Below are 24364 nucleotides of genomic sequence, written 5' to 3'. Positions count from 1 at the left end.
TCCTTAAACGGTCGGGGTCGCGGTCGGGTACGTGCCGTCGGCGTTGAGACGGGCATCAGGGTTGAGCAGGAGTGCGATCTCGTCGGCGTGGTCGTCGATACCGGCGAAGCGGCGGTTCTCCACCTGGGTGAAGAGGTCGGCGCGGCCGATCATTCCGGCTTCGAGTCGGCTTGCGCCCTGGGCGAGGCGTTCGGTTGCGCGCTCACGCCAGGCGTCGGCGTCGCGGCCGTCGCGTGTCAGTGCGGCTTCGAACACACCCGGATGGCCCAGCACGACGAGCGCGCCGACGTGGCCGAAACCGAGCGAGGTCAGCGCCGCGGCCTTCACGTTGCCGGCGCCGAGGGCGAGCGGGGAGCGCAGCCACACCAGGTTGGTTGCCTTCGGCTCGATGAGCGGGTCGACGCAGTCCAGGGAGGCGTTCGGCGGGAGGTCGCCGGTGGCCAGCACGTCGAGGAGTCCGCCGGTCTGCAGCAGTGCCGCACCTGCCTTGGAGTGGCCGGTGAGGGTCTTTTGCGAGATGATGTACATCGGCGCGTCCGGGTCGCGGCCAACGGCCGGCCACAGCACCGAGTGCAGTTCGGACTCGTTCGGGTCGTTGGCGTTGGTGGAGGTGTCGTGCTTGGACAGGACGGTGACGTCGTCAGGGGTCAGCCCCAGCGAGGACAGGGAGCGGGCCAGGCGCGAGTCGGTTCCGCCGCAGGCCGCAGCCAGCACGCCGAGGCCTGGTGCCGGGATGGAGGTGTGCGCGCCGTCGCCGAAGCTGGAGGCGTACGCGACCACTGCCAGCACCGGCAGGCCGAGTTCGGCAGCGAGGGTGCCGCGGGCGAGCAGGACCGTGCCGCCGCCTTCGGCTTCGAGGAAGCCACCGCGTCGGCGGTCGTTGGCGCGCGAGATAAAGCGGCCGTCGATCCCTTGTGCCGTCATCTTGGCGGTTTCGGCGGTGGCGTTCATGTCGCCGAAGCCCTGGAGGGATTCGACCTGGACGTCGTCGATACCGCCGGCGACTACGAAGTCAGCCTTGCCCAGCGCGATCTTGTCCACCGCTTCTTCGATGCTGACGGCGGCGGTGGCGCAGGCGCCGACCGGGTGGATCATGGAGCCGTAGCCGCCGACAAGTGCCTGCATGGTGTGGGCAGCCACCACGTTGGGCAGTGCTTCCTGCAGGATGTCGGTCTGGCGTTCCTCGCCGATGAAGCGGGAGACGAACACCTTGTGCAGCGATTCCATGCCGCCAATACCGGTGCCTTGGGTGGTGGCGATGAAGGACGGGTGGACCTTCTGCATGAGCTCCGCCGGGGTGAAGCCGGCGTTGATGAACGCGTCGACGGCGGTGACCAGGTTCCAGGCGGCCATGCGGTCCATGCCGTCGGCCATCTGTGCGGGGATGCCCCACTTGGTCGGGTCGAAGCCGTCCGGCATCTGGCCAGCGACGGTGCGCGTCAGGGTGGCCTTCTTCGGCACGTGTGCCAGGGCACCGGCGTGGCGGGTCACGCTCCATTCGCCGTCGATCTGGCGGATGGTGGTCTTCTCACCGTCGGCCTCCACGTATGCGAGAGCTTCCTCTTCCGTGGCCACGGTGAACGTGATGTCGCGGTCGAGGTAGACCTGCTCGAGGTCGATGGAGCCTTGGTCGGTGAGGAAGTACTTGTCCGTCAGGGTGCGGATACCGCTGCGTGCGATGACATCGTCGCGGAAGCGCTCGTAGATGTCCTCCTCGGCGACCTCTGCGCCGTCTTCGTCGTACCAGGCCGGGTTCGGATCCTCGGACCAGGTGATCAGGCCCATCATCCACGCCAGTTCGAGGACACCGGCTGCGGTGAGGTCGACCTCGCCCGTGCGCGTGATGCCGTATTCGGCTTCGCGGCGGGTGCGGCCGGAGCCCCAGCTGGATACCTCGCCGATGCCGACGACAACCACCATGTCATCAAGTGCGCAGGTCACATCGCCCACAGCTGCAGGTGCAGGCTGGCGCGGGGTGGTGACGTTCGGCAGTGCGCGCACCGTGGCGCCATTGCTTGTCGACGACTCCGTGCCCGCCACATCAACACGTGCATTACGCGCCAGATCGGCGATGGACACGCCTGCGTCCTCGAGCCCACCTGTGAGGTCGAGATCCAGCGGGGACTGCTTCGCCTGCTCGCGGGATTCCTCGGTGACCAGGCCAAGTAGCTGCGTGGAGATCTCCTCCGGGCTCCACACGTGGATACCCGCAGCCTGTGCTGCCGGAACGAGCCCGTCGTTGCCGCCCATCAGGTGCGTGCCGGCAACCCAACCGATGCGGGCCTGCGCCAGAGTCACGCCCTCTGGCCAGCCGGTTTCCGCGGACCACTTGTTTACGATCGCGTCGAAGGCGGCCTTGACTTCGCCGTAGGCGCCGTCGCCACCGAAGGTGCCGCGGTTCGGCGAGCCCGGCAGGACGATGTGTGCGCGCTCGGCAGGGAAGTGATCGCCGCGCTGCGCCAGGTCGGACAGACCAGCGATGGTGCGCTCCACCGACCACAGCAGCAGGCGGGCCTGCGTTTCGGCGTTGCCGCCGACCTCTGCAAGCGAGCCGGACACCGGCGGCGCTGCGAACGGGAAAGCAAGCGTCGGCGTGAGTGCCGGTTTGATGATCTTGACGTCCTTGCCAACGGTTTCCTTCTGCTCCGAGCCGATCCACTCGATGAGCGCATCGATGTCGCGGTAGGACGACAGGTTCGTCGGCACCAGCCACAGGCGCGCACCCACGGAGGCGTGCTCGGCGAAAAGCGTGCGGGCGAATTCCTTGCGCGCCTGGCTGACGTTGGATGCCGTCATGATCACCGTCGCACCGCCTGCGAGCAGGCCCTCCACCACAGCGGTGGCGATGGAACCCGGCGCGGCGCCGGTGACCAGGGCGACGTCGTTTGCGTACGGCTCGTTCGCTGCGGCGTTGGCGGCAGCGGCGATCTCGCCGAGTACGTTGCGACGATCACCCTCCACGCGCTTGGCGTACCACTCGGCCTGCTTGGCCACGGTGGAACCGGTGCCAGCGAAGCGCTGTGGTGCGAGGTCGAGCTCGCCGAGGGCGACGCGGGCGAGGTCTTCGCGGGCTTGGGCCCAGCGGTCGTCGAAAAGCACTGCCTTGCGCTCGTCGAAGACCGGGGTGACCTGCTTGACCCAGCCGGAGCCGAGTTCTGCCTCGATCGTTTCCACGATCGTGGTGTCCGGTGCGGGGATCTCGGCGACCTCGTTTTCGATGCCGAGCTTGTTCAGCAGCGTGCGGGCGGTAGCCACCAGGGTGTCGGTGACTTCGTCCTTGTAGGCGTCGAGCGCAGCCGAATCCACCACGCCGCCGCCGGATGCGCCGCCGCTGGTGGCCTGGGAGACTGCAACGCCGTAGCGTGCGGCGACGTTTTGTACCGCCTGGTCGATCAGTGCGGTGATCTCCGCCTTGGTTGTGGCCGACGGCAGGCTGTTCAGCGAGCCGCCGCGCACCGATTCCTCGGTGCGGCTGCCCAGCAGGATCTCGGCTTCGACGTGCGCGGTCCAGGTTGCTGGCAGGCCCCACGCGGCTGCGAGGTGCTCGCCGACAAACGCCGGCTTCAGGCCCGCGCCACCGAAGAGTTGGCGCAGGCGGGTGCCCACGGCCTCGCTCAAGACAGCGCCGAACGGGGTGTAGCCAGGCGCGGCGGTGTTCACGCGGGTGTTTAGCGTGGCCACGTCGGCTTCAGCAGCGCCGTCGATGGCGGGCACGCCGAGTTCGGCGGACATGTCCATGAGCAGCTGGTTGCGTCGCGACGACACCCCACCGGTGAGCTCCTCAATAGTGTCCGAATCGTTGATCTGCTCGGGGCGGATCTTGTTCTGCAGCGCGAACAGGACGGTGATCGCATCGGCCGCGGTGAAGGGAAGGTCGGACGCGGGTGCGCCGGATGCAGCAGGTGCAGCCGGTGCAGCCGGTACTGGCTCTGCCGGTGCGGCGGGGGCCGCGGGTGCAGCCTCGGCGGCCGGTTGCGGGGCGGATTCTGGGGCCGGTTCGGCGTCTGTTTCGGCCGGGGTGTCGTCGACAAGCACAGGCTCCGGCGCGGACACCACGTCGTTGAGCATGACAATGTCCTGGCTTGCCTCAACGTTGAAGACCGGCACGTGGATGCCAATGACATCCATCTCGCGCTTAGCCAGGTTGGTCAGCGTCGGCGAGGACGCAAGGCCGACCTCGATGACCTGGTCGACGCGACCAAGCAGGTAGTCCTGCGTTTCAATCCAGCGCACAGGCGAGGCGAACTGCCACGCCAGCAACTCGATAAGCAACGTGCGTGCGAGCGTGTTGCGTTCGGTGTTCTCCGGCGTCATGCCCTTGAGGCGCTCGGAGGGGACCTCGTCGGTGACGGCGTCGATGAACTGCTGCGTCAGCGCGAACGGCTTAGCCACCAGGTTCGGGATGTAGCGATCCACCAGCGTGTCCACGTCGATGATCGCCGGCATGTGCTCGTCGAGCTTCTCGGCGAAGTCCGCCACACCCTCGCGCAGCACGCGCGAGTGGAACGGAACGTCCACGCCCGGAACCGTGACGTAGGCGCGCGGCGTGACCGAGTTGGCCTTGCGCTCCAGAGCAGCAAGGCCGCGCTTCGTGCCCGCGACGGAGTACTGCTGGCCCTTGATGTTGTAGTTGACAATCTCCAAGAATTCGCCGGAATCCTGCGCAACACCAGCGACGTAGGCCTCGACCTCTTCCGGGCCGACACCGATCATGTTCGGGCGCAGCGCACCCATGCCGTAGTCGGAGTTACCCTCCGCATCGCGCGGCACCAGGGAGCCCATGGCGGAGCCGCGCGAGTACACGATGTCGATGACCGCTTCCAGATCAAAGATGTTGCCCAGCGCGGCAAGCGCGGTGTATTCACCAAGCGAGTGGCCCGCAAAGTACGCGCCGGAGGCCAACGCGTTGGCCTCGTTCAGGCGCTGGGTCTGGGCGTAGGCGACAACCGCCATGGCCACCTGGGTGAACTGGGTCAGGTGGAGCACACCGTCCGGGTGCTTGAACTCCACACCGCGGATCACCAACCGCGACGGGTTGTCTTCCACAATGCGCTGGATGGAGAACCCGTGGGTCTCGCGCGTGTGGCGGTCTGCGCGGCGCCACACGTCGCGCGCGGCAGCGGAAGCAGCTCGGTCGCCGTTGCCCATGCCCTGGGTCTGAATGCCCTGGCCGGGGTAGACGTAGGCGGTGCGTGGCTGGGCCAGAAGCGCCTGACCACGGGAGACAACGTCGCCGGCGATGCGGCAGGTCACCTCAAGGGCCTGCTGGATGCCGACGCGGCCGACACGCTCGACGGTGATCTCTACCTCGTCATCAAGCTGCACCATGCCGTACATGGAGTAGGTCCAGCCGATGACCTGGCCGTGGCCGGCAGCGAGGTGCTGCGCGGTGGCAGACAGCCACATGCCGTGCACCAGCGGTGCATCCAGGTTGACCAGGGCGGCAGCGTTGGCGGAGGTGTGGATCGGGTTGTAGTCGCCGGAGACCAGCGCGAACGGGGTCATGTCCGACGGTGCGCGGACCACGGTGCGGTCCACGAACGAACGTGGGGTCGGCTCCACCTGATCGCTTGCCGCGCCGCCGCCGTACGCCGGCGCCGGGACTGGCGTCGCGGTGCCGGTGGCGCGACCACGGATGGCAAAGCGCTGCATCTGGGTTGCCACAACCTCGTCGCCAGAGCGCAGCTCCAACTCGACGGTGACAATGCGGCCAGAGGTGGACTCGGCAATAGAAGTGCACTTGGAGGTCACGTCGATGCGCCTGCCATCGGCAAGCTCGGACAGCGGGACACGCAGGTCAATGACGTGATCCAGGTGGACCGCGTTGAGCAGACCCTCGATGACCGGCGTGCCATCAGCCAGCCTGCCGGAGCCCAGCGCGGCGTAGATCGCCGGCCAGCAGGGGCCAACCAGCACGTCCGGCGTACCAACCACAGCGTTGTCGGCCACAGCGCCACCCGTAACTGCGGAGTGCGACGCCAGCAGGGAAGCAGGCAGCGTAAACGACGAGCGCGCCACACCAAACGGTGCGTCCTCGGTCGGTTCCTCGATCTGCGGAATCTCCGTGATCGTGTCGCCGGCCTCGCTGACCGAACCGACACCCGCCAGGCCAGACAGCAGCTCGAAGACGCTGTCGGAAAGACGATCGCCGTCCACAACCGGGGAGGCACCCGTGCCTGCGCCGGCAGGGATCTCGACCGGGATGTTCACCTCACGCACGTAGAACGGGCGCTTATCTTCCGGCAGGTGATCCCATGCGGAATCAGCGTGGATCCGGATCGTCCACTCACACTCACCAGCCGCGTTGGTGGTTGCCTCCACGTCGAAGGCGTCCTCGTCCAGCGCGTATGCCGGGTTGGCCATCAGGTGGCCGTGCCACACCAAGGTTGGGCAGGAGCGCAGGTACGCGGCCTCGTCGGCGGCGTCGCTGCGTCGGGCGAAGCGGGATTCGGCGGTGACGCCGTCGTCGATAAGCATCTGCGTCGCGGCATCCTCGAAGCGTGCCAGCAACTGCGCAACCGGCTCGTTCTTGCGCGTAATGCCAGCAACCGCAACCGGGCCAGGGATGATGCGCACCTGGTCAGCGGTGTAGCGCTCATCCTGCGCCTGCCACAAGGTGTCCTTGCCAAACCAGGACTTCAGATCCGCATTCAGTGCCGGCACCCACGGCATCGGCTTCGGGTAGGCGTAGTGCAGGCCGATCCACCACGCCGCATCGCGCGGGGAAACCACAACCTCGCGTGCCTGCGGGTAGTGCTGCAGCAAGGTCTGAAGACCATCGCGCGGGGAGATCTCGACATCGTCGGGGAAGAGGGTCGGGATCTCACCGTGGTCGGCTTCGTTCAGGCGTGCCTCGATGCGCTGCAGCAACGCGACAAAGCGCGCGTTCCAGGTCTGGTCGATGAACGGATCGGCGAGCTCGACGAAGCGCTCGACCCACTCGGCGTACGTCATCGTCTCCACGTCGCCGAAGTAGGGCTTCGCCGTCTTCGACAGTGCCTCGATGATCTCTTCGCGGTGCGCCGGGTACTCCTCAATATCCAACGAGGCGATAAACCGCGCCGCCTTGGCAAAGGAGTTGTCCAGGTCGTGCAAGTCTGCCAGCAGGTGCGATTGCGACGACGCCACACCGGCCACGCCGCGACCGCGGCCGACCCAACCGCCGTTGTTCTCCGGGGGCAGGCCCGGCGTATCCACGAGCAGCTGCTTGACCGAATCCGTGGCCTTCGCCTCCTTCGTGGCCATAGCCACGGTGCCGACGAACACACCATCCACCGGCATCGCAGACAGCCCGAACTTCTCGGACCAACGGCCCGTGATCAGTTCCGCGGCACGCTCCGGCGAGTACACGCCACCGCCGACGGTGAGCACCGCGTTGTCGTGCGCACGGATCTCCGGGTAGGTCTCCAGCAGCATGTCCTCCAGGTCAACCCAGGAGTGGTGGCCGCCAGCGTGGCCGTCTTCCACCATCAAGATGACCTGGTCGTCCGGGTTCGCTGCCGCGATGGCAAGCGCGTTGCGGATCTGCTGCGTCGTACCAGGCTTGAGCGCAATGTAGGGGAAGCCATCCTGGTGAAGCTGCGCGAACAGTTCCGTGGCTTCTTCCACTTCCGGGATGCCTGCGGAGATGCACACGCCGTTAAACGGGGCGCCGGCCGCGCGGGCCTTTGGCACCATGCGCGTTTGGCCGAACTGCAGGTTCCACAGGAAGCGGTCGAAGAACATGGTGTTGAACTGTGCGGTGCGACCGGGCTGCAAAAACGCCTTGAGGTTGGCGGTGTGCTTGCCAAACTCCTCCTCGGAGTACATGCCGCCACCGGCAAGTTCTGCCCAGTAGCCGGCGTTGGCAGCAGCGGCGACGATCTCGCCGTCCGCAGACGTCGGCGTCATGCCACCCAGGATGATTGGGGACAGGCCAGTCAGCGACGAGAACTTCGTCTGCGTGTACGTCTTGCCGTCCGGCAGCGCAATCACTCGCGGCGCGTAGTCCGAATAGTCCACGCCCTGCGGCAGCTCAGCACCCGGGCGTGCGAGGTCGTCGCGTTTCGCGGCAGTGGACGCATCGAGCACAGCGACGCCGGAACCGTTGGCCAGGTTGGTCACAATGGTTTCCGTCGCCGAATCAAACGTGAAAATGTGGCTCGCACCCTGGGCAATCAGGTCGCGCACGACTTCGGTGAAGTCGAATCGGTCCACCAAAATTGACTGCGCCAGTTCACGCGGGGTGGTGGTTTCAAACGTGATCCCGCACGCGTCCGCCCACTGCTGCGCCAGATCCACACCAGGGGCGTTGGTCTCCACATGGAAGGGGTACGCAACATCAAGCGAATCGAACACCGGCGTGATTTCGGAGCCGCCGTACTCCACTTCCAACTTGGCGTTGTATCTGCTCGCAGCCGCTTCGATGTCCTTGCGTGCCTGCGCGAGCGCCTCCGGGCTGCCGGACAGCACCACGTGGCGGTGCCCATTGATCACGCTGATCGGAGCAGCTTGCGTATCGACGACAAACTCACCGACCTGCTCAGGCGTTAAGCCCCGAACCGAAAGCATCCGGCTGCGCGAGTCGGCGGCACCGTACACGTTGGTCGCGGCGGCACCCATGATGAACGCGAACGCAAGCGCCTTCTCCGCAGCCTGCGGGCCGTTGGCGCGATCCAGTGCGGCAGCGCCCAGGATGCCCTGCGAGTGACCGGCGAACAGTGCGTCGGCGGTGTCCAGGCCGAGCTGCTCGAGGTCTTCAGCAGCAACAATCTGCGATAGCAAAATCGCCGGCGCGCTGACTGCGGGCAGGGCGTCGATTGCCTCGTGCGCAGCATCTGCATCCATCGCCTCGCGGATACGCTGCACAACCCCCGGCACCACAGAGGCCAACGGGCGGGCGACGGCGGCGGTGAGAGACTGGGCGTCGTTAAGCAATTGCTCCATGCGGCTGCGTGCCACAGGAGTCGCAGCAGCATCAGCGAGTGCCTGCTGCCAGGAAGAACCCTGCCCCGGGAACAGGATTGCGGGACGCTTCAGGGAAGAAAAAGAGGTGGAATTCATAACAGTGTCCTTATGGTCCTTTGTGGTCCTTGAATCGGAGCGGGATTAGAGCGGGATATTGCCGTGCTTGCGCATCGGACGCGCCACGGTCTTGTCACGGAAGAAACGCAGTTGCGCTGCGAGAACCGCAGGGGTTTCGCTTGGGAGGATGACCGAATCGATCAGACCGCGCTCAGCGGCCTTGTACGGGTTGAGCATCTCGTCTTCGTAGTCGCGCTCGTACTTCGCAATCAGTTCGCGGAGCTCCTCGTCGCTCACACCGGAGTCGCGGGCGTTAGCAATGTCTTTGCGGTTGATAAAGCCGACTGCGCCAGACGCACCCATCACCGCGATCTGCGCGGTCGGCCACGCCAAGTTCACATCGGCGCCGAGGCCCTTCGAGCCCATCACGCAGTACGCGCCGCCGTACGCCTTTCGCATGGTCACGGTCACCTTCGGCACGGTTGCCTCGCCGTAGGCGTACAGCAGCTTCGCGCCGCGGCGCAGAATGCCGCTGTGTTCCTGGTTCGCGCCGGGCAAGAAGCCGGGAACGTCCACCAGCATGACAATTGGGATGTTGAAGCTGTCGCAGGTGCGGATGAAGCGCGCGGCCTTTTCCGCCGAGTCAATGTCCAAGCAACCTGCGAGCACCATGGGCTGATTAGCGACGAAGCCCACCGGCTGGTCCTCAATCCGACCAAACGCAGTGACGACGTTTTCAGCGCGCTGCTCCATGACCTCCAGGAACTCGCCGTCGTCCGCGATATGCGCAATCACGTCGCGGACCTCATAAGGGGTGTTCGGCGAGTCTGGGATCAGTGAATCCAGCGCGGCAGCATCGGTGGCGTCTGCCTCTGCATCGGTTGGGGTTGCCGGGCGCGGCGCCGACTTCTGGCGGTTGTTCGACGGCAAGTACTCGAGCAAGTCAGCCACCCAGTCGAGCGCATCCTCGTCGGATTCCGCAACGTAGTGGCAGTTGCCGCCCTGCTGCATGTGGATCCAGGCGCCGCCGAGCTCCTCCTGCGAGATCTCCTCACCCGTGACCGTCTTGATCACGTCCGGGCCGGTGACGAACATCTTCGAGGTTTCATCCACCATGACCACAAAGTCGGTCAGTGCGGGGGAGTAGGCGTTACCGCCGGCGCAAGCGCCCATGATCACGGAGATCTGCGGGACCACGCCGGAGGCTTCGATGTTGTGCAGGAAGGTCCGCGCGATCCAGTCCAGCGATACCGCACCGTCTTGGATGCGGGCGCCTGCACCTTCGTAGAGGCCGATCAGTGGACGACCGGTGGTGACGGCAAGGCGCTGAATCTTGGTCATCTTCTCGCCGTAGACCTCACCCAACGCGCCACCGAAGACGGTGCCGTCCTGGGAAAAGATGCAGACCTCGCGTCCGTCGATCGTGCCGAATCCGGTGACAATGCCATCCGTTGCCGGCCGCTTCGCCTGCATCCCGAAGTCATGGGTGCGGTGGCGGGCGTGCTGGTCGAACTCCACAAACGAGCCCTCGTCCAGGAGGTAGTCCAAGCGCTCACGTGCGGTCAGTCTGCCTGCTGCGCGGACCTTCTCCAGTGGTTTTGATCCCATCGGCTCGGCCGCTTCGGTGCGTCGTTGCACGAGGTCATCGTGTTTTTGGGCTGTGGTCGCCGGTGCCGGGCTTGGTACCGGAACCGCTGCCTTTTCAGTCTGATGTACACCTGTAAACGTATTTGGCATGCTGGCATTCTAAACCTACGAATCCGTAAGTTACTAGTCGGTAGGTAAACTCCCAGCAACACAGCAGGTTCTGTTACGAACGCCAACCCCCGATGGACATTCAAGAAATTAGGCTTTGACCATGCATATCGGCATCGACCTCGTGGACGTTTCCTCGTTCGCCCAACAAATGGAATTCCCAGGTTCTACCTTCGGTTCTGTGTTCACCGACCGCGAGATACGCACGTGCAACACGAAACCGAATCGTGCTGCATCGCTCGCCGGACGCTGGGCGGTAAAGGAGGCTTACATCAAAGCCTGGTCCCAAACGATCATCGGCCAGCCCCCGCTTATCACCCCGGACGAGCTCAACTTCGCCGAGATAGAAGTAGTCAACGACGCATTCGGGCGACCTGTGGTCCAGTTGCACGGTGAGGTCGCACGGTTAGGCCCCCACGTCCAAAGCGTCTCCCTGAGCCACGACGGCGACTATGCGATTGCCACTGTGATCGTGGACTAGGGGCGCTTGGCCGGAAGGCTTACCGCCACGCCTGGGCGGCACGGACGAAGCCGGCTGCAAGGGTGCGGCCGGTGTGGGTGAGGTGGTCGTCGCGAAGCGAAAGCTCCTGGGTGACGGCGGCAGCGTCATAACCGCTGCGCGCGGCCCACTGACCTGCAACATCGGGGGAGCATTCGGGGTGGAACTGCACCGAGACGATGGAACCGAGACGCATCGCCTGGATGGGGCAGCGGGCACTCGAGGCGAGCAGTTGCGCGCCGGGCGGGAGCGACACCACTGCATCGTGGTGGGATTCGACCACAACCAATTCGGGATCGAGGGCGCCGAAAAGAGGATCGGCAAGACCAGCTTCGGTCAGCGACACCCGTGCGGTGCCCTCTTCGTCCTGACTGGCTAAGCCGACGGAAACTTCGCCCCCGAAGCAGTCGGCGATGATCTGGTGGCCAAGGCAGATACCCAGAACCGGCATGCCTGACGAATGAGCTGCGCGAAGGAGATCGTGGACGGCGGGTAGCCAAGGTGCGGCCTCGGTGTCCAGGGCGTTGGTGCGACCGCCGAGGAGGATGAGGGCGGAGGTGGTGTCGTCGATACGCGGTGGCGTTTGGTTGAGATCGACGACATCGAGCTCAGCGCCGGCGCGTTCGAGCCATGGACCGAGGCGCTGGAGCGGGCTGATCGGGTCGGGCTGGAGAACAGTGATGCGCATGGTCAGAGGTCAAAAGAAGCGACGCGACGCATTTCATCAGTGACACGGATCTTGCCTTTGCCCTCGCGCTCTCTCTTGAGGATCAGCTTTGCAAAAGCAATCTGGCCACGGGGCGGACGTTCTCCTTTGACATCTTGAACTGCCTCAGGGCGGTTACTCACAGTCATCGCTGCTCCTTTCGTGGGCTTCATCGTAGCGAGTAAACAACCCCCGGTTCCCTCGAATGCGCATCGGGTTAATATGTGGTGCATGCAACGCGTGCTTTCCGGAATCCAGCCCACCGCCGACTCCTACCACCTGGGAAACTACTTAGGTGCCCTGAAACAGTGGATTGACCTGCAGGACGGCTACGAAGCGTTCTACTTTATCCCCGATCTGCACGCGATCACGGTGGACCAGGACCCGGAAGAGCTGCGCCACCGCACGCTTGCTGGCTGTGCGCAGTTGATTGCGCTGGGTATTGACCCGGAGCGTTCCACCCTGTTTGTGCAGTCCCACGTGCCGGAGCACGCCGAGCTGACTTGGGTACTGCAGTGCCTGACTGGTTTTGGTGAGGCCAGCCGCATGACGCAGTTCAAGGACAAGTCGGCCAAGCAGGGCCAGGACCGCACGTCGGTTGGTCTGTTTACCTACCCAGTGCTGATGGCTGCGGATATTTTGCTGTACTCGCCGCAGTTGGTGCCGGTGGGTGAGGATCAGCGTCAGCACTTGGAGCTCACGCGTACGCTGGCGGAGCGGTTTAACTCCCGCTACGGCAAGACGTTCACGGTGCCGGAGGGCATGATCGTGGAGGGTGCGGCGAAGATCTACGACCTGCAGGATCCGACGTCGAAGATGTCCAAGTCGGGTGCGAACCCGAAGGGCATTGTGAATCTTCTGGACGAGCCGAAGACCTCCGCCAAGCGCATCCGCTCCGCCGTGACTGACAACGATGGCGTGATTGCCTACGACAAGGAAAACAAGCCGGGCGTGTCCAATTTGCTGGTGATTCAGTCGGCGCTGACAGGCAAGTCGATCGACGACATCGTCGCCGGCTACGAAGGCCAAGGCTACGGCGCGCTGAAGGTGGATACGGCGGATGCGCTCGAGGCGTTCACCACGCCGCTGCGCGCGCGTTACGACGAACTCATGTCGGACCGTGCCGAACTCGAAGCCATCCTCGCCCGCGGTGCCGAGCGTGCCCGCGAGGTTGCGTCGCCGCTGCTGAAGGACGTGTACGAGAAGGTTGGGTTCCTGGCACCGAAGCGCTAGGAGCTCGCGGCGGGGCCGGGGTCCGCTTCCGGCGTAGCCTCAGCGCTTCGCTTGTGCGGCCCGCAGGCCGTTCAAGATCACGATGACTTCAGCGACCTCGTGAACCAACACGACCGCGGCCAGGCCCAGCACGCCGCTGATCGCAAGCGGCAGCAACACGATGATGATGGCCAGAGACAGCACGATGTTCTGGTTGATGATCCTGCTGCCTCGGCGGGCGTGTTGCAGCGCCTGCGGGATCAGCCGGAGGTCGTGGCCGGTGAAGGCGACGTCAGCGGAGTCGATCGCGGCGTCAGAGCCGGTCGCTCCCATCGCTATGCCCACCGTCGCGCCCGCCAGTGCGGGCGCGTCGTTGATGCCGTCGCCAATCATCGCCGTCGATGTCTTGGAGGAGAATTCGGCGACGATGTTTGCCTTGTCCTCCGGGCGCAGCTCGGCGCGCACGTCGTCGATTCCGGCGATTTCAGCAAGCGCCCGAGCGGTGCGAGTGTTGTCGCCGGTGAGCATGCTCACTTGCACGTCGTTGGCGCGCAGGGTCTGCACGGCTTCGGGAACCTCGGGCCGCAGCTCGTCGCGGACCCCGATCGCTCCGGCGAGGGTGTCATCGACGGTAACCAGGACGCAGGTCTGGCCCTCGGACTCCATGCGCTCAACGTCTGCCTTCAGTGGCCCGGCGTCGATCCACCGGGGGCTGCCCACCAGCACCCGTCGACCTTCGACGGTGCCGCCGATGCCATGCCCGGCTTCCTCGCTGATGTCCAGGGCGGCGGGCGCTTCGGGTCCCGCTGCCGCGATCGCCGCGGCGAGGGGGTGCGTCGATTGCTGTTCAACTGCCGCCGCGAAAGCAAGCACTTGAGCCCGATCGAATCCGTCCGCCGGGACCACGCCGGTAACCTCGGGCTGGTTGCGGGTAAGAGTTCCGGTCTTGTCCACCGCCAGGTGACGGATGCCGCCGAGCCGCTCGAACGCCGCGCCGGATTTGATGACCACGCCGAACTGGCTGGCCGCGCCGATCGCGGCCACGACCGTCAGCGGCACGGAGATTGCCAGCGCGCACGGCGACGCTGCGACCAGAACCACCAGCGCACGGGTGATCCACGTCTCGGGGTCGCCCAGCAGCGAGCCGATCACGCCGACCAGCACCGCCAGGATCATCACCCCGGGCACTAGGGGTTGGGCAATCCGGTCGGCGATCCGGGCGCGGTCACCCTTTTCCGCCTGCGCCTGCTCGACCAGGTCCACGAGTGTGGTCAGCGAGTTGTCCGTTCCAGCTGCGGTCGCCTCGACCTCCAGCACACCGGCGGAGTTAATTGCTCCCGCGGGCACCTCGTCGCCGGGCGCAACCTCCTCCGGAATGGATTCTCCGGTGATCGCTGAGGTGTCAAGGCTGGATCGTCCGGAACGAATGATGCCGTCCGTGGCGATTCGTTCCCCGGGGCGCACGAGCATTAGCTCGCCAACCTCAAGGTCCTTCGCTGCGACCTCGACCGCCGTGCCGTCGCGCAGCACCGTCGCGGTCTGCGGCACCAACTTCAACAGTGCCCGCAGTCCGCTCTGGGCCCGGTCCATCGCCTTGTCTTCCAGTGCCTCGGCGATCGAGTACAGGAACGCTAGCGCCGCGGCCTCTCCGACGTAACCGAGGATCACCGCGCCGACCGCACTGATCGTCATCAGCAAGCCAATGCCGAGCTTGCGCTTCGTGACAAGGTTCCGGATCGCTCCAGGTGCGAACGTGTAAGCGCCCAACAGCAGGCCGACCCAGAACAGTACTGTCGCGGGAGTCTCCAAGTCGGACCAGTCCAGTGCCAGGCCTATGAAGAGGGCTATGCCGGAGAAGATCGGCAGTAGCAACTCGGGGTCCTTCCACCATGGCCGATCGAGCTCTTCGATCTCCGCGGCGGGTTTGTGTTCGCATCCACACGCTGAACTCATGCGTCCGCTCCCTTCTCGCCGCAGCCGGGCACCGAGCACTCAGAGTCGATGCATGGGGCGTTTTCGTCGACAGCCAGCGTCGCGTTCACCAGCGCGTTGAGCGCTGCCGCGAGATGCGGATCGGCGATTTCGTAGCGGGTCTTGCGGCCCTCCGGCTCGGCGACGACGATGCCGCAGTCACGCAAGCAGGTCAGATGATTCGAGACGTTTGAGCGGGTCAGGTCTAAGTCGCGCGAAAGCACGGCTGGGTAGCTCGGGCCGTCGAGTAGTGTCATCAGGATTCTGGAGCGCGTCGGATCCGCCATGGCCCGGCCGAGCCGGTTCATGACGTCGAGGCGTGAAGCAATGGTCAGCATGCGCTGAACTGTACAGTGGCTACTGAACTGGCGCAAGGCGTGAGGAGTCTGCTACTGCCTCCGCCCCCGCTACGCCGTTTCGCAGGCTCCTCTACGATGTGTTCGGTAAAGCACATCCGTTTAGAAGGGACGTCCGTCGATGGCAACCTCGACATCGCCGCGTAAGGCGTACACCGACGAACAAGGAATCGAGCGCGCCTCGAAGCAACAGCAAGAAGGCCTAGAGGCGAAAGTAGAGGAGAAGGCGCCCGCTGCGGCTCACGTGCTGCGGATGAACGAGCGCTTCGGTACCGAAGGCGGCAACCAGCTTGCTGGTGGCATTACGTACTTCTCAGTGCTGTCGCTGTTCCCGCTGCTCATGCTGCTTTTCGCTGGCCTCGGTTTCTTCCTGAGTGCGCGGCCGGATCTGATCCAGGAGATTGAAAACCAGATCACCTCCTCCGTGGACGGCGATCTGGGCGACATGCTCAATGAACTGGTCAATGCTGCTATTGATCAGCGCGGTGCCGTTGCCGGTATCGGTTTGCTAACCACTCTGTGGTCTGGCCTGGGGTGGATGAACAACCTGCGCGTGGGCGTGTCCGCAATGTGGAAGGTGGATGCGAACGAGGGCGGCAACTTTGTGACGAAGAAGTTGGCCGACCTACTGGGCCTGATCGTGCTCATTGTCCTGTTCGTGGTGGCTGCAGGCGTGACCGCGGTTGGCGTGTCCGGCTGGACCAGCACCGCAATGGAGCGCCTCGGCATCGGTGATTTCCCGGGCGCGCGCCTCGTGGTGTGGGTCGTTGGATTCCTGGTCAGTGTGCTGGCCAGCTTCTTGGTCATGCTGTGGGTGAACATGTACATGCCGCGCACGAAGGTGCCGGTGAAATCAGGTCTGAAGGGTGCGCTGCTCGGCGCGGTTATCTTTGCCATCCTGCAGCAGCTCGCAGGCCTGGTGATCTCTTCCGCTACCGGTAACCCGGCGGGAGCAATCTTCGGCCCGATCATCACCCTCATGGTCGTGCTGTACCTGATCTGGCGCGTGGTGCTCTACGTTGCAGCATGGACTGCGACGACGCAGGAGTCCCTGGACGCAGCCCCGGCGGAGGTTCCGGAGCCGGCCGTGATCAACATCCGTGCAGGTGCGGTGCGTAACACCGATAAGTCGGCGTCTACCGGCAAGGCGCTTGGCGTCGGCGCCGCGCTTGGCGCTATCGGCGTTGGCCTCGCTTCCGTGCTGACGCGAGACTAACCACAGCGGCAAGCAACGCAAGGGCCACAACGCCCGCGACGACAAGGTAGGACCACCAACGGTTCCAGGCCGTCTCCTCTTCCACACCGGAGTTCTTTTCGGGCGTGGGGGAGGGGGCGGCTTGTGTCGTTTCAGGGGTGTTGGTCTCTGGGGGCGCTAGCTTTGCGACGACACCGTCCACCCCATACGCCGCATGCAGCAGCATCTGCGCCTGCTCCCAGGCGCGGTGTTCGTAGGCAGTGGTGTCTAAGACGACGGCGACGAGGCGGCGGCCATCGTGGTTGACCGCACCGACGAAGGTGTGGTTGGCGTCGTCGGTGTAGCCGGTTTTTCCACCGATGCCGTCGGGGTCGTTGAGGTAGAGCTTGTTGTCATTCCACAGCTCAAACGCTGGCAGGTCGTCGAATCCGGGGAACGTGTAGGACTCGGTGGCGACGATGTCCGCGAACGTGGGGTTCGCAAACGCCGCTTTGTACGCCAGGCCCATATCCCACGCGGAGGTGGACATGCCGGCGCTGTCCAGGCCGGAGTAAGAGGTGGCACGGGTATCGGTCATGCCGAGGGTTTTGGCCATCTCGTTGATCTTCAAAAGCGTCATCTCGTTGCCGCCGAGCGCCTGGGCGAGCGCGTGGGCGCAATCGTTGCCAGAGGCCAACAGCAGACCGTGGAGCAGGTCGTTGACGGTGTAGTCGCCGCCCTCGCCGATGCCTGCGGCGGAGCCTTCCTGGCCCGCGGACTCGGCGGATACCGGCACTTTTTGATCCAACGGCAGCTCGTCAATCACCACCAATGCCAGCAGCACCTTGATAATCGATGCCGGACGGTATCGTCCGTGCGGATCCTTCATCGCCACCACGTCGCCGGAATCCAGGTCAGCCACCAGCCACGCGGATGCGAGCACGTCCTGCGGAACCTCGTAACCGTCGGCGACGCTGACCCCACACGGCCCGTCGTAGGTCACCGGCAACGCGTCCGGCGTGCTTGTGGCCCGTTCTGAGGTGGAGACAGGCTCCGGCGGCCAGGTTGCCTGCGGGCAGTTATCGGTATCGGGTGCTTTGTCGCGCTTGGGTGGGACCCAGTTGCCGGTGTCGTCGTAGTAGCCGGTGGTGGGGGCGGCCGGCTCGATGGCATCGGTTGGGGCGGGGGTTTCGGCGTCTTGCGCGTTCGCTGTCAAGCACAGCCCCATGCTCAAACACACCACCGGAACTGCTGCCAACGTGCGCTTGATCATTTAGGACCCCTTCTGTTTGTAGCGGGTGACGAGGCGGTCGATGAGCTCGTCGGTAAGTTTCTCATCGGAAAGAATGATATCGAGCATGTCAGCATGCATCGCCTCAGTTTCCTCCGGATCTGGTTCTACCTGGTCATCGTAGGAATCGCCGGAGAGATCCATGCCGATGCCGTCGAGGAGCCCCTCGTCTTCAACAGGGGTGTCAATTCCCGTGGCTTCTGCGAGCATCTCCGCATCAATAGCGGGGAACTGGGTGGTGAACTCGGTGAGGAAATCATCCGCATCGCTCATCGCCTGCGCCGGGCGCTTGCCCTTGCGGATCTCCGCATCGATGCGACGCTGCAACGCCTTCTCCATCTGGCGGTGGCGCCAGGAGCGCACACGGGTTGGCTCCAACTCGCGGGCCACCGCGCGTGATTTGTTCTCAGCCTTGCGCGCAAGCGTGGCTACCTGCGTCGCCGTCGCGTTCACAGTGGTATTTACCGGAGCGAACTCCGAGTCGGTGGAAATGCGCCAGTTGCCGTAGTAGCCGAACAGGAACAGGGCGAAACTGGCAACAGGTCCGAGAATCATGCCCCAGGCGAGGTAGCCAGTGGCGTTGCCGATCAGCGTGATCACTGCACACGCCACTGCCGGCAGCACGGTGGGTTGGTTACCGCCAAACACTGACGGTTCTTGGCCGGTGACCACGTCGCGGATCATGCCGCCGCCGGTCGCGGTGAAGACACCCATCATGATGGTGGGCACAACCGGAAGCCCGTACTGGATTGCTTTCGACGCACCCGTGGACGCCCACAATGCGGAGACCAACGCGTCGCCATGCGATTGCAAAAATTCCCATGCGCGGCCCTTGAAGTAGGTGAACCTGGCGATCAACGCGCCGGTAAACGCAAGGATCAGGTACTCAGGCTGGCTCATTGCTGCGACGGTGCCCTCGTTGATCAGCACGTCGCGCAACATGCCTCCGCCGAGTGCGGAAAGCATCGCGATGAAGAAAAACCCCACGATGTCGTAGCCGAGTTGGCGTGCCAGGGTGCCGCCAATGACACCCATGAGGAGCACGCCGGAGATGTCCATCCAGTGATAGATGGCGTTGATGAGGGGGTCGACCTGGTCCACTGCCATAGCCGACCATTCTAAACCTCAGGTCTTAGAACTTGGAGAAGCGCTTGATCAGCTGGTTTTCCATCTCGGTCCACGCTTCTGCCTTATCGGTGAACGGTGCGGACGGAACGTAACCGGCGGCGCGGGTGGAGCCAAGCATGTACGCCAGGTAATCCTGCATGCGCGGGTTGGCCAGCAGCAGGGAGTTCAGCGAATCGTCCTTCGCCCAGTCGGCGGCGTCCGCGAGCAGTTCGTAGGCCTTGGCCATCTGCTTGGTGTCTACCGCGTCGGTGCCCTTGGCAATGTCGGCGGCGATGCCGTTAAACGAGTAGGAGTTGTCCGGGTGAACCTCCACCTTGAGATCACCAGCGTTTGCCGCGTTGAGGATGTCCTGCCAAGTGGACACGCCTGCGAGGTCGTGGTCGTCGTTTTCCAAAATCCAGCGGCCGAGGTGCTTCGTGGACGGGAAGGTGATGATCTCGCCGTACTTACCCAAGAACACCGGCGCGCCGTTCAGGTACGTGCGCAGCGTGTACACGCTCTGGCCCTGGATGGAAACCTTCACCGGGTCGATGCCAGCAAGGCCCCAGACGGAGGAATCGTACGGGTCCTGCGCGGCGGCCTGTGCCTGCTCGTCGGCGCGGCGCTGCTCCTCAGCCGCTGCGCGTGCTTCCTGTGCTTCAGCAATAGCGGTGGTTGCTGCGGCAACCTCGTTCGCATCGAGATCTTGCGTATCGACGACACGCACCACCTCATCCAGCGACTCCACAACCTGCTTCCAATTGGTCAGCACAACGCGGCCCACACCCGACCATTCAGACATGCCGTTCTCGCCCGCGTAGTGGTCCGCGCCACGGTTGACGTTGCCCAAAATGGAGTGGGAGGCGAAGAAGATCTGCGCATGCTCAGCGCTGGCCACCTCGGCCAGCGAACGCGACACCTGGAAGACGCGTGCCAGCGACGAGACGTTCTCGTGGCTCGGACGACCCGCTAGGAAGTTCGGGGCGCCAATGATGTCGTAGTACTGCTTGTCACCCGGCACGACGCGGTCGTCGCCCTGAGTGTTAAACGCCTCCCACTTCGGGTGATCACTCAGGTCATGCGACGGGTTGGTGTTGAGGTAGGCCAGAAGCTCCTCGGGGGAGTTGAAGGCGAGGACCGATCGGTCGTCGCCAAGAAAGGCCTGCCACTGCGTGCCCTTCTCTTTCCAGGTTGGGGCCCACAGGGTGTAAAAATCGCCCTCGGTCAGGGACAGTTTCACGGGAAGGATCGCGCGGGTACTCATGGGGTGAGAGTCTACTCAACTCACAGCCAGCAGATTAACCGGTTGGCCGCCAGAACCCGTAGAACGGCATTCCGATGTTCTCGGTGCGCACCGGGTTCATCTGTACCGGGTCGCCGGCCTCAATCATCATGCCGTCGCCTGCGTACATTGCGGCGTGGCCCGACCAGAGCACAAGATCGCCCGGCTGCAGTTCCTCGTAGGACACCTGCCTGCCAACCGTCTGGTCGGCGGCGACGCGCGGGATGTCCATCCCCGCCTGGCTGTATGCCCAAGATGTCAGCCCGGAGCAGTCGAAGCCACCAGGGCTCGACCCTCCCCAGACATATGGCGTGCCCAGTTGGCTTTTCGCTGCGGCCACTGCGGCTGCGCCGACTGGTGAACCACCCTGTGCCGGTGCTGGCGTGGGCTCCGGTGGAGGAGCAGACATTGGCGTGACCTCAGGCGGAGCAGGCGCGGGGACCGTGGCTGCGGGTTTCGGTGCAGTCGGCAGCGCCGCGGCCACAAGCTGGCGCGGGGATGATGGCACCGAGGCCGATAGGCGCTGCAACTCTGCGTTCGCTGCCTCACCGAGCGCGCCCGGACCCGGCATGACACGGGCGGCCGCCGCAGCGGTCGACGCCCCCAGTTTCGTCGCAAGGGCGCCCAGGTCCTTCTCCAAGCTCTGCAAAGCCGCCATCGCAGCATCGAGCGCCTGACAGACTTGTGCCGCGACAAACGCCGCTGCACCAATTGGGCCGATTGGTGTCGCCGCAAGCGCGGGCGCTGCCGCGGCGTTGCGCATGAGACCGATTGCAATAGAGACAAGCTCGGCGACCGCGGCCGAAGCGCGGACTGACCCGCGCAGGACTGCGTCACTGATATCTGCACGGTAGGCCGCCAGGTCGGATGCAGCCTGCAGCCTGGTTTCTCCGCTCGCGTTAGCAACCTGTGCGAGCGGGCCGAAGTCCTTGAAGTCCGGCATGCGATAGCCCGGAAGGGTCGGAAAATCGATGATGTCTGACATGGACAAAATCTGTGCCGCAGCAGTACCGATATCTAACGAGAAGTTCAGGTGGCGGTTGTTTGTCACTGACGGCGGCCCGCCTAGCGAGGAAAGCGCGTCGAGCATGGTGCTAAGGGTGGGGTTCATAGTGTCGCTCCAAACTTGTGGCAGGTGGCGGTATCGACGGCGCACGCAGCATCAACGGTGAGGTCCATGGTTGCGGCGATGCGCCGGGCTTCGTCGCGAAGCAAATTGGCGTCGCTGTTCGCTTGCTCGATAGCGGTGGACACTGCGTTGTGGAATTCGCTCAATGGCCACACATCGGGCACTGGCACATGGTTGAGGGCGCGCAGCGAGGCTGCGTCGTTGCGTAGAGAATCGGTCATGGAAAACACGGATGCGGAATCAAATTGAAAGACAGTCATGCACATTGGACGGCGAAAACCCCACGCCGGTTCCCTCGTAGGAGAAAAAACTTTGGTGAATTAGCATGGGCGGCATGGACATCACGGTTATTAACCACCCGCTGGCTGCTTCGCGGCTGACCATTATGCGCGACAAGCGCAGCGACAACGCAGCTTTTCGTGCGGCGTTGGCCGACCTCGGCGCAATGCTGATCTACGAGGCGGCGCGTGATTTGAAAGTCGAGCAGTTCGACACCGAAACCCCAGTTGCGGTCGCTCAAGGCACGCGGCTGGCCACCCCGCCGATCATCGTTCCGATCATCCGAGCCGGTCTGGGCATGATCGACCCAGCACTGTCGATGATCCCGGACGCCCAGGTGGGCTTCATCGGCTTGGCTCGCGACGAGAAAACCCACGAACCGGTGCCGTACCTCGAAGCACTGCCCGACGATCTGTCTGGACAGCCTGTGTTCCTGGTGGACCCGATGCTGGCAACCGGCGGCTCGCTCATCCACGCCATCGATCTGCTTGTTGGCCGCGGTGCGGACGACATCACGTGCATCTGCATGGTCAGTGCACAGCCGGGCGTGGATGCGCTCAAGGCTCACGGCGGGCCTGTCCGCCTGGTTACCGCGACGATCGATCCGTCGCTGAACGAGGACGCCTACATCGTGCCTGGCTTGGGCGATGCCGGTGATCGTCTCTACGGTCCGCGCAACATCGACCTCTAACGCGCATAACGCGCGCACAGTACAAGCGCAGCGCAAGGTCTACGCGCCACGGAACCGAAAATAACCGTGGCGTGCACACTTGCGCTGCGCTACATTGTGAGCACAACAACACAACAGCACAACGACAAAACGACGCAGCCAGGGGGAGAGCTGTCATGGGGGAATTGCTACCGGACTCGCACTGGGCCAGCTACGCGCTGGGCTTGGGGGAACGTATTCGCGCGCTGCGCATCATGCGGGGGTTGAGCCAAACGCGCCTTGCGGAACTCGCTGGAGTGTCGCGCTCGCTTGTGTCCAACATTGAGCGCAACGACTACAACGAGCGGGCTGCCGACCCAACCTTAAGCACTCTCTACCGCATCGCTCGTGCGCTGCACGTGCCACCTGCGATGCTGTTGCCGGGCAGTCTTGACGATGTCGACGATGCCTACGTGCTCCAAGGCCCTGACGCCAAAGTGGAGGCGATCATGTTCCAGTGGCCACGCAGTCCGTACGACACTGCCCGGTTTTCCACCGCCTATCTTCAACCCGGCGCACCGAGGGGAACACCAGTGTTTAGCGTTGCTGAACAGATTCAGCACTGCACTGAAAACGCAGTACCGAAAAAGCAGTGCGCTTCTAGCGTGGCGACGACCCCGGCGTAGACTCTGTGCAACATATGCACTTGCTTGTACCCGCTGTACAGGACGACCTTAAGGGAGGACGCGTGAGTAACGCCGGAATCGCTACAGCCGTGGCGGCTTGGTTTGATCAAAACCAGGACAAGGTCGTGGGGTGGCGTCGGCACATTCACTCACACCCAGAGCTATCCAACGAGGAAGTGGAAACTACCAAGTTTTTGGTCAACGTACTGGAGGAACATGGTCTGAAGCCGGTGTGCTTCCCGGGCACCGGGTTGTATGTGGACCTTGGTCCTACCGAAGGCAAGCGCTTGGCGTTTCGCGCAGACATCGATGCGCTGCGTGTGCCGGAGCAAACCGGTTTGCCGTTCGCGTCGGTGAACCCGGGCGTGTCGCACTCGTGTGGCCATGATGTGCATACGACGGTTGCTCTGGGCCTTGCGTGTGCGTTGTCCACGATCGAGCTTGAGCAGGGTGTTCGCGTGATCTTCCAGCCTGCGGAAGAAGTTATGGGCGGCGGCGCGCTGGACGTGGTCAAGTGGGGCGGGTTGGAAAATGTTTCCGCGATTTATGCGGTGCATGCCGAGCCGCATATCCGTGTTGGGGAGATCGGCGTGCGCACCGGTGCGATCACCTCAGCGTCTGACGTGATTCGTATCGAGGTCCAGGGCCCCGGCGGACATACGTCGCGCCCGCAGTTAACCGCCGATGTGGTGTACGCAATCGGTGCACTGATTACCCAGTTGCCGGCGTTATTGTCGCGCCGGGTGGATCCGCGCACAGGCACTGTGCTGGTGTTTGGCCACGTCAATGCGGGTGATGCGGCGAATGCGATTCCGAAAGTGGGTGTTTTGGAAGGCACGTTGCGCACGGCGGATATTACGACGTGGCGTGAGATTGAGGACTTGATTACGGACCTGATCGACCTTGTCGTTGCGCCGACCGGTTGCACGTACCACCTGGATTACATCCGCGGTGTGCCGCCGGTGCTTAACGACGACGCCGCCACCGCCCTGGCCGTCCAAGCCGCCCGGTCCGTGGACCCGCACAGTGTTGTCTCCGCCCCGCAATCCAGCGGTGGGGAGGACTTTTCGTGGTACCTCGAGCACGTACCCGGCGCGATGATGCGCTTGGGTGCGTGGAACGGTGAGGGTGAGCCACAGGATCTGCACCAGGGGAACCTGAATGTTGATGAGCGGGCGATTGGGGTTGGGGTTCGTTTGTTCGGTGCGATTGTGGAGCAGTACTTCCGGGTGGGTGAGGTTTCTCCGGCTCCGGGTAGACTGTGA

At 64.1% G+C, this 24364-nt stretch carries 17 protein-coding genes; 6 read left to right on the top strand and 11 right to left on the bottom strand.

Going from position 1 to position 24364, the window contains the following annotated elements; translation table 11 throughout:
* Positions 1-3: 3 nt before the first annotated feature.
* Together HMPREF2734_RS08835 and HMPREF2734_RS08830 are read right to left on the bottom strand one after the other, a co-directional pair.
* Positions 4-9042 carry a type I polyketide synthase gene (locus tag HMPREF2734_RS08835; protein WP_070570528.1) on the bottom strand — a complete coding sequence of 3013 codons (9039 nt, stop codon included), beginning with the start codon at positions 9040-9042 and terminating at the stop codon, positions 4-6.
* 45 nt (positions 9043-9087) lie between these two features.
* Positions 9088-10740 (bottom strand): acyl-CoA carboxylase subunit beta, encoded by a 1653-nt coding sequence (locus HMPREF2734_RS08830; RefSeq protein WP_070570526.1) that lies wholly within the window; start codon positions 10738-10740, stop codon positions 9088-9090.
* A gap of 121 nt (positions 10741-10861) precedes the next feature.
* Here HMPREF2734_RS08830 and HMPREF2734_RS08825 point away from each other — a divergent pair, with 121 nt between their 5' ends.
* Positions 10862-11239, top strand: a complete 378-nt coding sequence (locus HMPREF2734_RS08825) for a holo-ACP synthase AcpS (RefSeq protein WP_070422877.1) — start codon at positions 10862-10864, stop codon at positions 11237-11239.
* A 19-nt stretch (positions 11240-11258) separates the two neighbouring features.
* Here HMPREF2734_RS08825 and HMPREF2734_RS08820 read toward each other — a convergent pair whose 3' ends face one another.
* Together HMPREF2734_RS08820 and HMPREF2734_RS11835 are read right to left on the bottom strand one after the other, a co-directional pair.
* Positions 11259-11945 carry a type 1 glutamine amidotransferase gene (locus tag HMPREF2734_RS08820; RefSeq protein WP_070570524.1) on the bottom strand — a complete coding sequence of 229 codons (687 nt, stop codon included), beginning with the start codon at positions 11943-11945 and terminating at the stop codon, positions 11259-11261.
* 2 nt (positions 11946-11947) lie between these two features.
* Positions 11948-12112 carry an RNA helicase gene (locus tag HMPREF2734_RS11835; protein ID WP_141750460.1) on the bottom strand — a complete coding sequence of 55 codons (165 nt, stop codon included), beginning with the start codon at positions 12110-12112 and terminating at the stop codon, positions 11948-11950.
* Positions 12113-12185: 73 nt separating this feature from the next.
* Here HMPREF2734_RS11835 and trpS point away from each other — a divergent pair, with 73 nt between their 5' ends.
* Entirely contained in the window at positions 12186-13196 is a 1011-nt protein-coding gene (gene trpS, locus HMPREF2734_RS08815) for a tryptophan--tRNA ligase (protein WP_070570522.1), read from the top strand.
* 39 nt (positions 13197-13235) lie between these two features.
* On the opposite strand, the gene HMPREF2734_RS08810 is transcribed toward trpS, so the two are convergent.
* Together HMPREF2734_RS08810 and HMPREF2734_RS08805 are read right to left on the bottom strand one after the other, a co-directional pair.
* Positions 13236-15128, bottom strand: a complete 1893-nt coding sequence (locus HMPREF2734_RS08810; RefSeq protein WP_070570520.1) for a heavy metal translocating P-type ATPase — start codon at positions 15126-15128, stop codon at positions 13236-13238.
* On the bottom strand, positions 15125-15484 hold the full coding sequence (locus tag HMPREF2734_RS08805) for a Cd(II)/Pb(II)-sensing metalloregulatory transcriptional regulator CmtR (protein WP_070422823.1): 360 nt from the start codon (positions 15482-15484) through the stop codon (positions 15125-15127). Before HMPREF2734_RS08805 ends, HMPREF2734_RS08810 begins: the two co-directional genes overlap by 4 nt.
* Positions 15485-15623: 139 nt before the next feature.
* Here HMPREF2734_RS08805 and HMPREF2734_RS08800 point away from each other — a divergent pair, with 139 nt between their 5' ends.
* Complete coding sequence (locus HMPREF2734_RS08800) at positions 15624-16718, top strand: YhjD/YihY/BrkB family envelope integrity protein (protein ID WP_070570519.1); 1095 nt, start codon at positions 15624-15626, stop codon at positions 16716-16718.
* Here HMPREF2734_RS08800 and HMPREF2734_RS08795 read toward each other — a convergent pair.
* The 5 genes from HMPREF2734_RS08795 to HMPREF2734_RS08775 are packed head-to-tail and all read right to left on the bottom strand — an operon-like array spanning position 16678 to position 21745.
* Positions 16678-17946 carry a D-alanyl-D-alanine carboxypeptidase family protein gene (locus HMPREF2734_RS08795; RefSeq protein ID WP_371440434.1) on the bottom strand — a complete coding sequence of 423 codons (1269 nt, stop codon included), beginning with the start codon at positions 17944-17946 and terminating at the stop codon, positions 16678-16680. The two genes, HMPREF2734_RS08800 and HMPREF2734_RS08795, sit on opposite strands and share 41 nt — an antisense overlap.
* A gap of 3 nt (positions 17947-17949) precedes the next feature.
* Positions 17950-19074 (bottom strand): trimeric intracellular cation channel family protein, encoded by a 1125-nt coding sequence (locus HMPREF2734_RS08790; protein WP_083279474.1) that lies wholly within the window; start codon positions 19072-19074, stop codon positions 17950-17952.
* A 25-nt stretch (positions 19075-19099) separates the two neighbouring features.
* A complete protein-coding gene (locus HMPREF2734_RS08785) occupies positions 19100-20338 on the bottom strand; it encodes a hypothetical protein (protein WP_070570517.1) in 1239 nt (412 codons plus the stop codon).
* A 34-nt stretch (positions 20339-20372) separates the two neighbouring features.
* Entirely contained in the window at positions 20373-21467 is a 1095-nt protein-coding gene (locus tag HMPREF2734_RS11605; RefSeq protein ID WP_246816811.1) for a C40 family peptidase, read from the bottom strand.
* On the bottom strand, positions 21464-21745 hold the full coding sequence (locus HMPREF2734_RS08775) for a hypothetical protein (protein ID WP_070482391.1): 282 nt from the start codon (positions 21743-21745) through the stop codon (positions 21464-21466). The genes HMPREF2734_RS11605 and HMPREF2734_RS08775 overlap by 4 nt, the downstream gene beginning before the upstream one ends.
* A 74-nt stretch (positions 21746-21819) precedes the next feature.
* Between HMPREF2734_RS08775 and upp the strand changes: the two genes are divergently transcribed.
* From upp to HMPREF2734_RS08760, 3 genes are all read left to right on the top strand, one after another.
* Positions 21820-22455, top strand: coding sequence for a uracil phosphoribosyltransferase (gene upp, locus HMPREF2734_RS08770; protein WP_070422880.1), 636 nt, complete (start codon positions 21820-21822; stop codon positions 22453-22455).
* 155 nt (positions 22456-22610) lie between these two features.
* A complete protein-coding gene (locus HMPREF2734_RS08765; RefSeq protein WP_070482389.1) occupies positions 22611-23099 on the top strand; it encodes a helix-turn-helix domain-containing protein in 489 nt (162 codons plus the stop codon).
* 62 nt (positions 23100-23161) lie between these two features.
* Positions 23162-24364, top strand: coding sequence for an amidohydrolase (locus HMPREF2734_RS08760; protein ID WP_246816810.1), 1203 nt, complete (start codon positions 23162-23164; stop codon positions 24362-24364).

The sequence above is a fragment of the Corynebacterium sp. HMSC055D05 genome (assembly GCF_001810365.1).
In the GTDB taxonomy this organism is placed as follows: Bacteria; Actinomycetota; Actinomycetes; order Mycobacteriales; family Mycobacteriaceae; genus Corynebacterium; species Corynebacterium coyleae.
Note: the sequence above shows the minus strand (reverse complement) of the source record. Positions and strands in the feature narration are given on the sequence as shown.

Coding starts and splice junctions, on each gene's coding strand:
- HMPREF2734_RS08790 (WP_083279474.1), bottom strand. CDS start 19,074: ATGGCAGTGGACCAGGTCGACCCCCTCATCAACGCCATCTATCACTGG.
- HMPREF2734_RS08785 (WP_070570517.1), bottom strand. CDS start 20,338: ATGAGTACCCGCGCGATCCTTCCCGTGAAACTGTCCCTGACCGAGGGC.
- HMPREF2734_RS08800 (WP_070570519.1), top strand. CDS start 15,624: ATGGCAACCTCGACATCGCCGCGTAAGGCGTACACCGACGAACAAGGA.
- HMPREF2734_RS08835 (WP_070570528.1), bottom strand. CDS start 9,042: ATGAATTCCACCTCTTTTTCTTCCCTGAAGCGTCCCGCAATCCTGTTC.
- HMPREF2734_RS08805 (WP_070422823.1), bottom strand. CDS start 15,484: ATGCTGACCATTGCTTCACGCCTCGACGTCATGAACCGGCTCGGCCGG.
- HMPREF2734_RS11835 (WP_141750460.1), bottom strand. CDS start 12,112: ATGACTGTGAGTAACCGCCCTGAGGCAGTTCAAGATGTCAAAGGAGAA.
- HMPREF2734_RS08825 (WP_070422877.1), top strand. CDS start 10,862: ATGCATATCGGCATCGACCTCGTGGACGTTTCCTCGTTCGCCCAACAA.
- HMPREF2734_RS08765 (WP_070482389.1), top strand. CDS start 22,611: ATGGGGGAATTGCTACCGGACTCGCACTGGGCCAGCTACGCGCTGGGC.
- HMPREF2734_RS11605 (WP_246816811.1), bottom strand. CDS start 21,467: ATGAACCCCACCCTTAGCACCATGCTCGACGCGCTTTCCTCGCTAGGC.
- HMPREF2734_RS08830 (WP_070570526.1), bottom strand. CDS start 10,740: ATGCCAAATACGTTTACAGGTGTACATCAGACTGAAAAGGCAGCGGTT.
- HMPREF2734_RS08820 (WP_070570524.1), bottom strand. CDS start 11,945: ATGCGCATCACTGTTCTCCAGCCCGACCCGATCAGCCCGCTCCAGCGC.
- trpS (WP_070570522.1), top strand. CDS start 12,186: ATGTGGTGCATGCAACGCGTGCTTTCCGGAATCCAGCCCACCGCCGAC.
- HMPREF2734_RS08810 (WP_070570520.1), bottom strand. CDS start 15,128: ATGAGTTCAGCGTGTGGATGCGAACACAAACCCGCCGCGGAGATCGAA.
- upp (WP_070422880.1), top strand. CDS start 21,820: ATGGACATCACGGTTATTAACCACCCGCTGGCTGCTTCGCGGCTGACC.
- HMPREF2734_RS08775 (WP_070482391.1), bottom strand. CDS start 21,745: ATGACTGTCTTTCAATTTGATTCCGCATCCGTGTTTTCCATGACCGAT.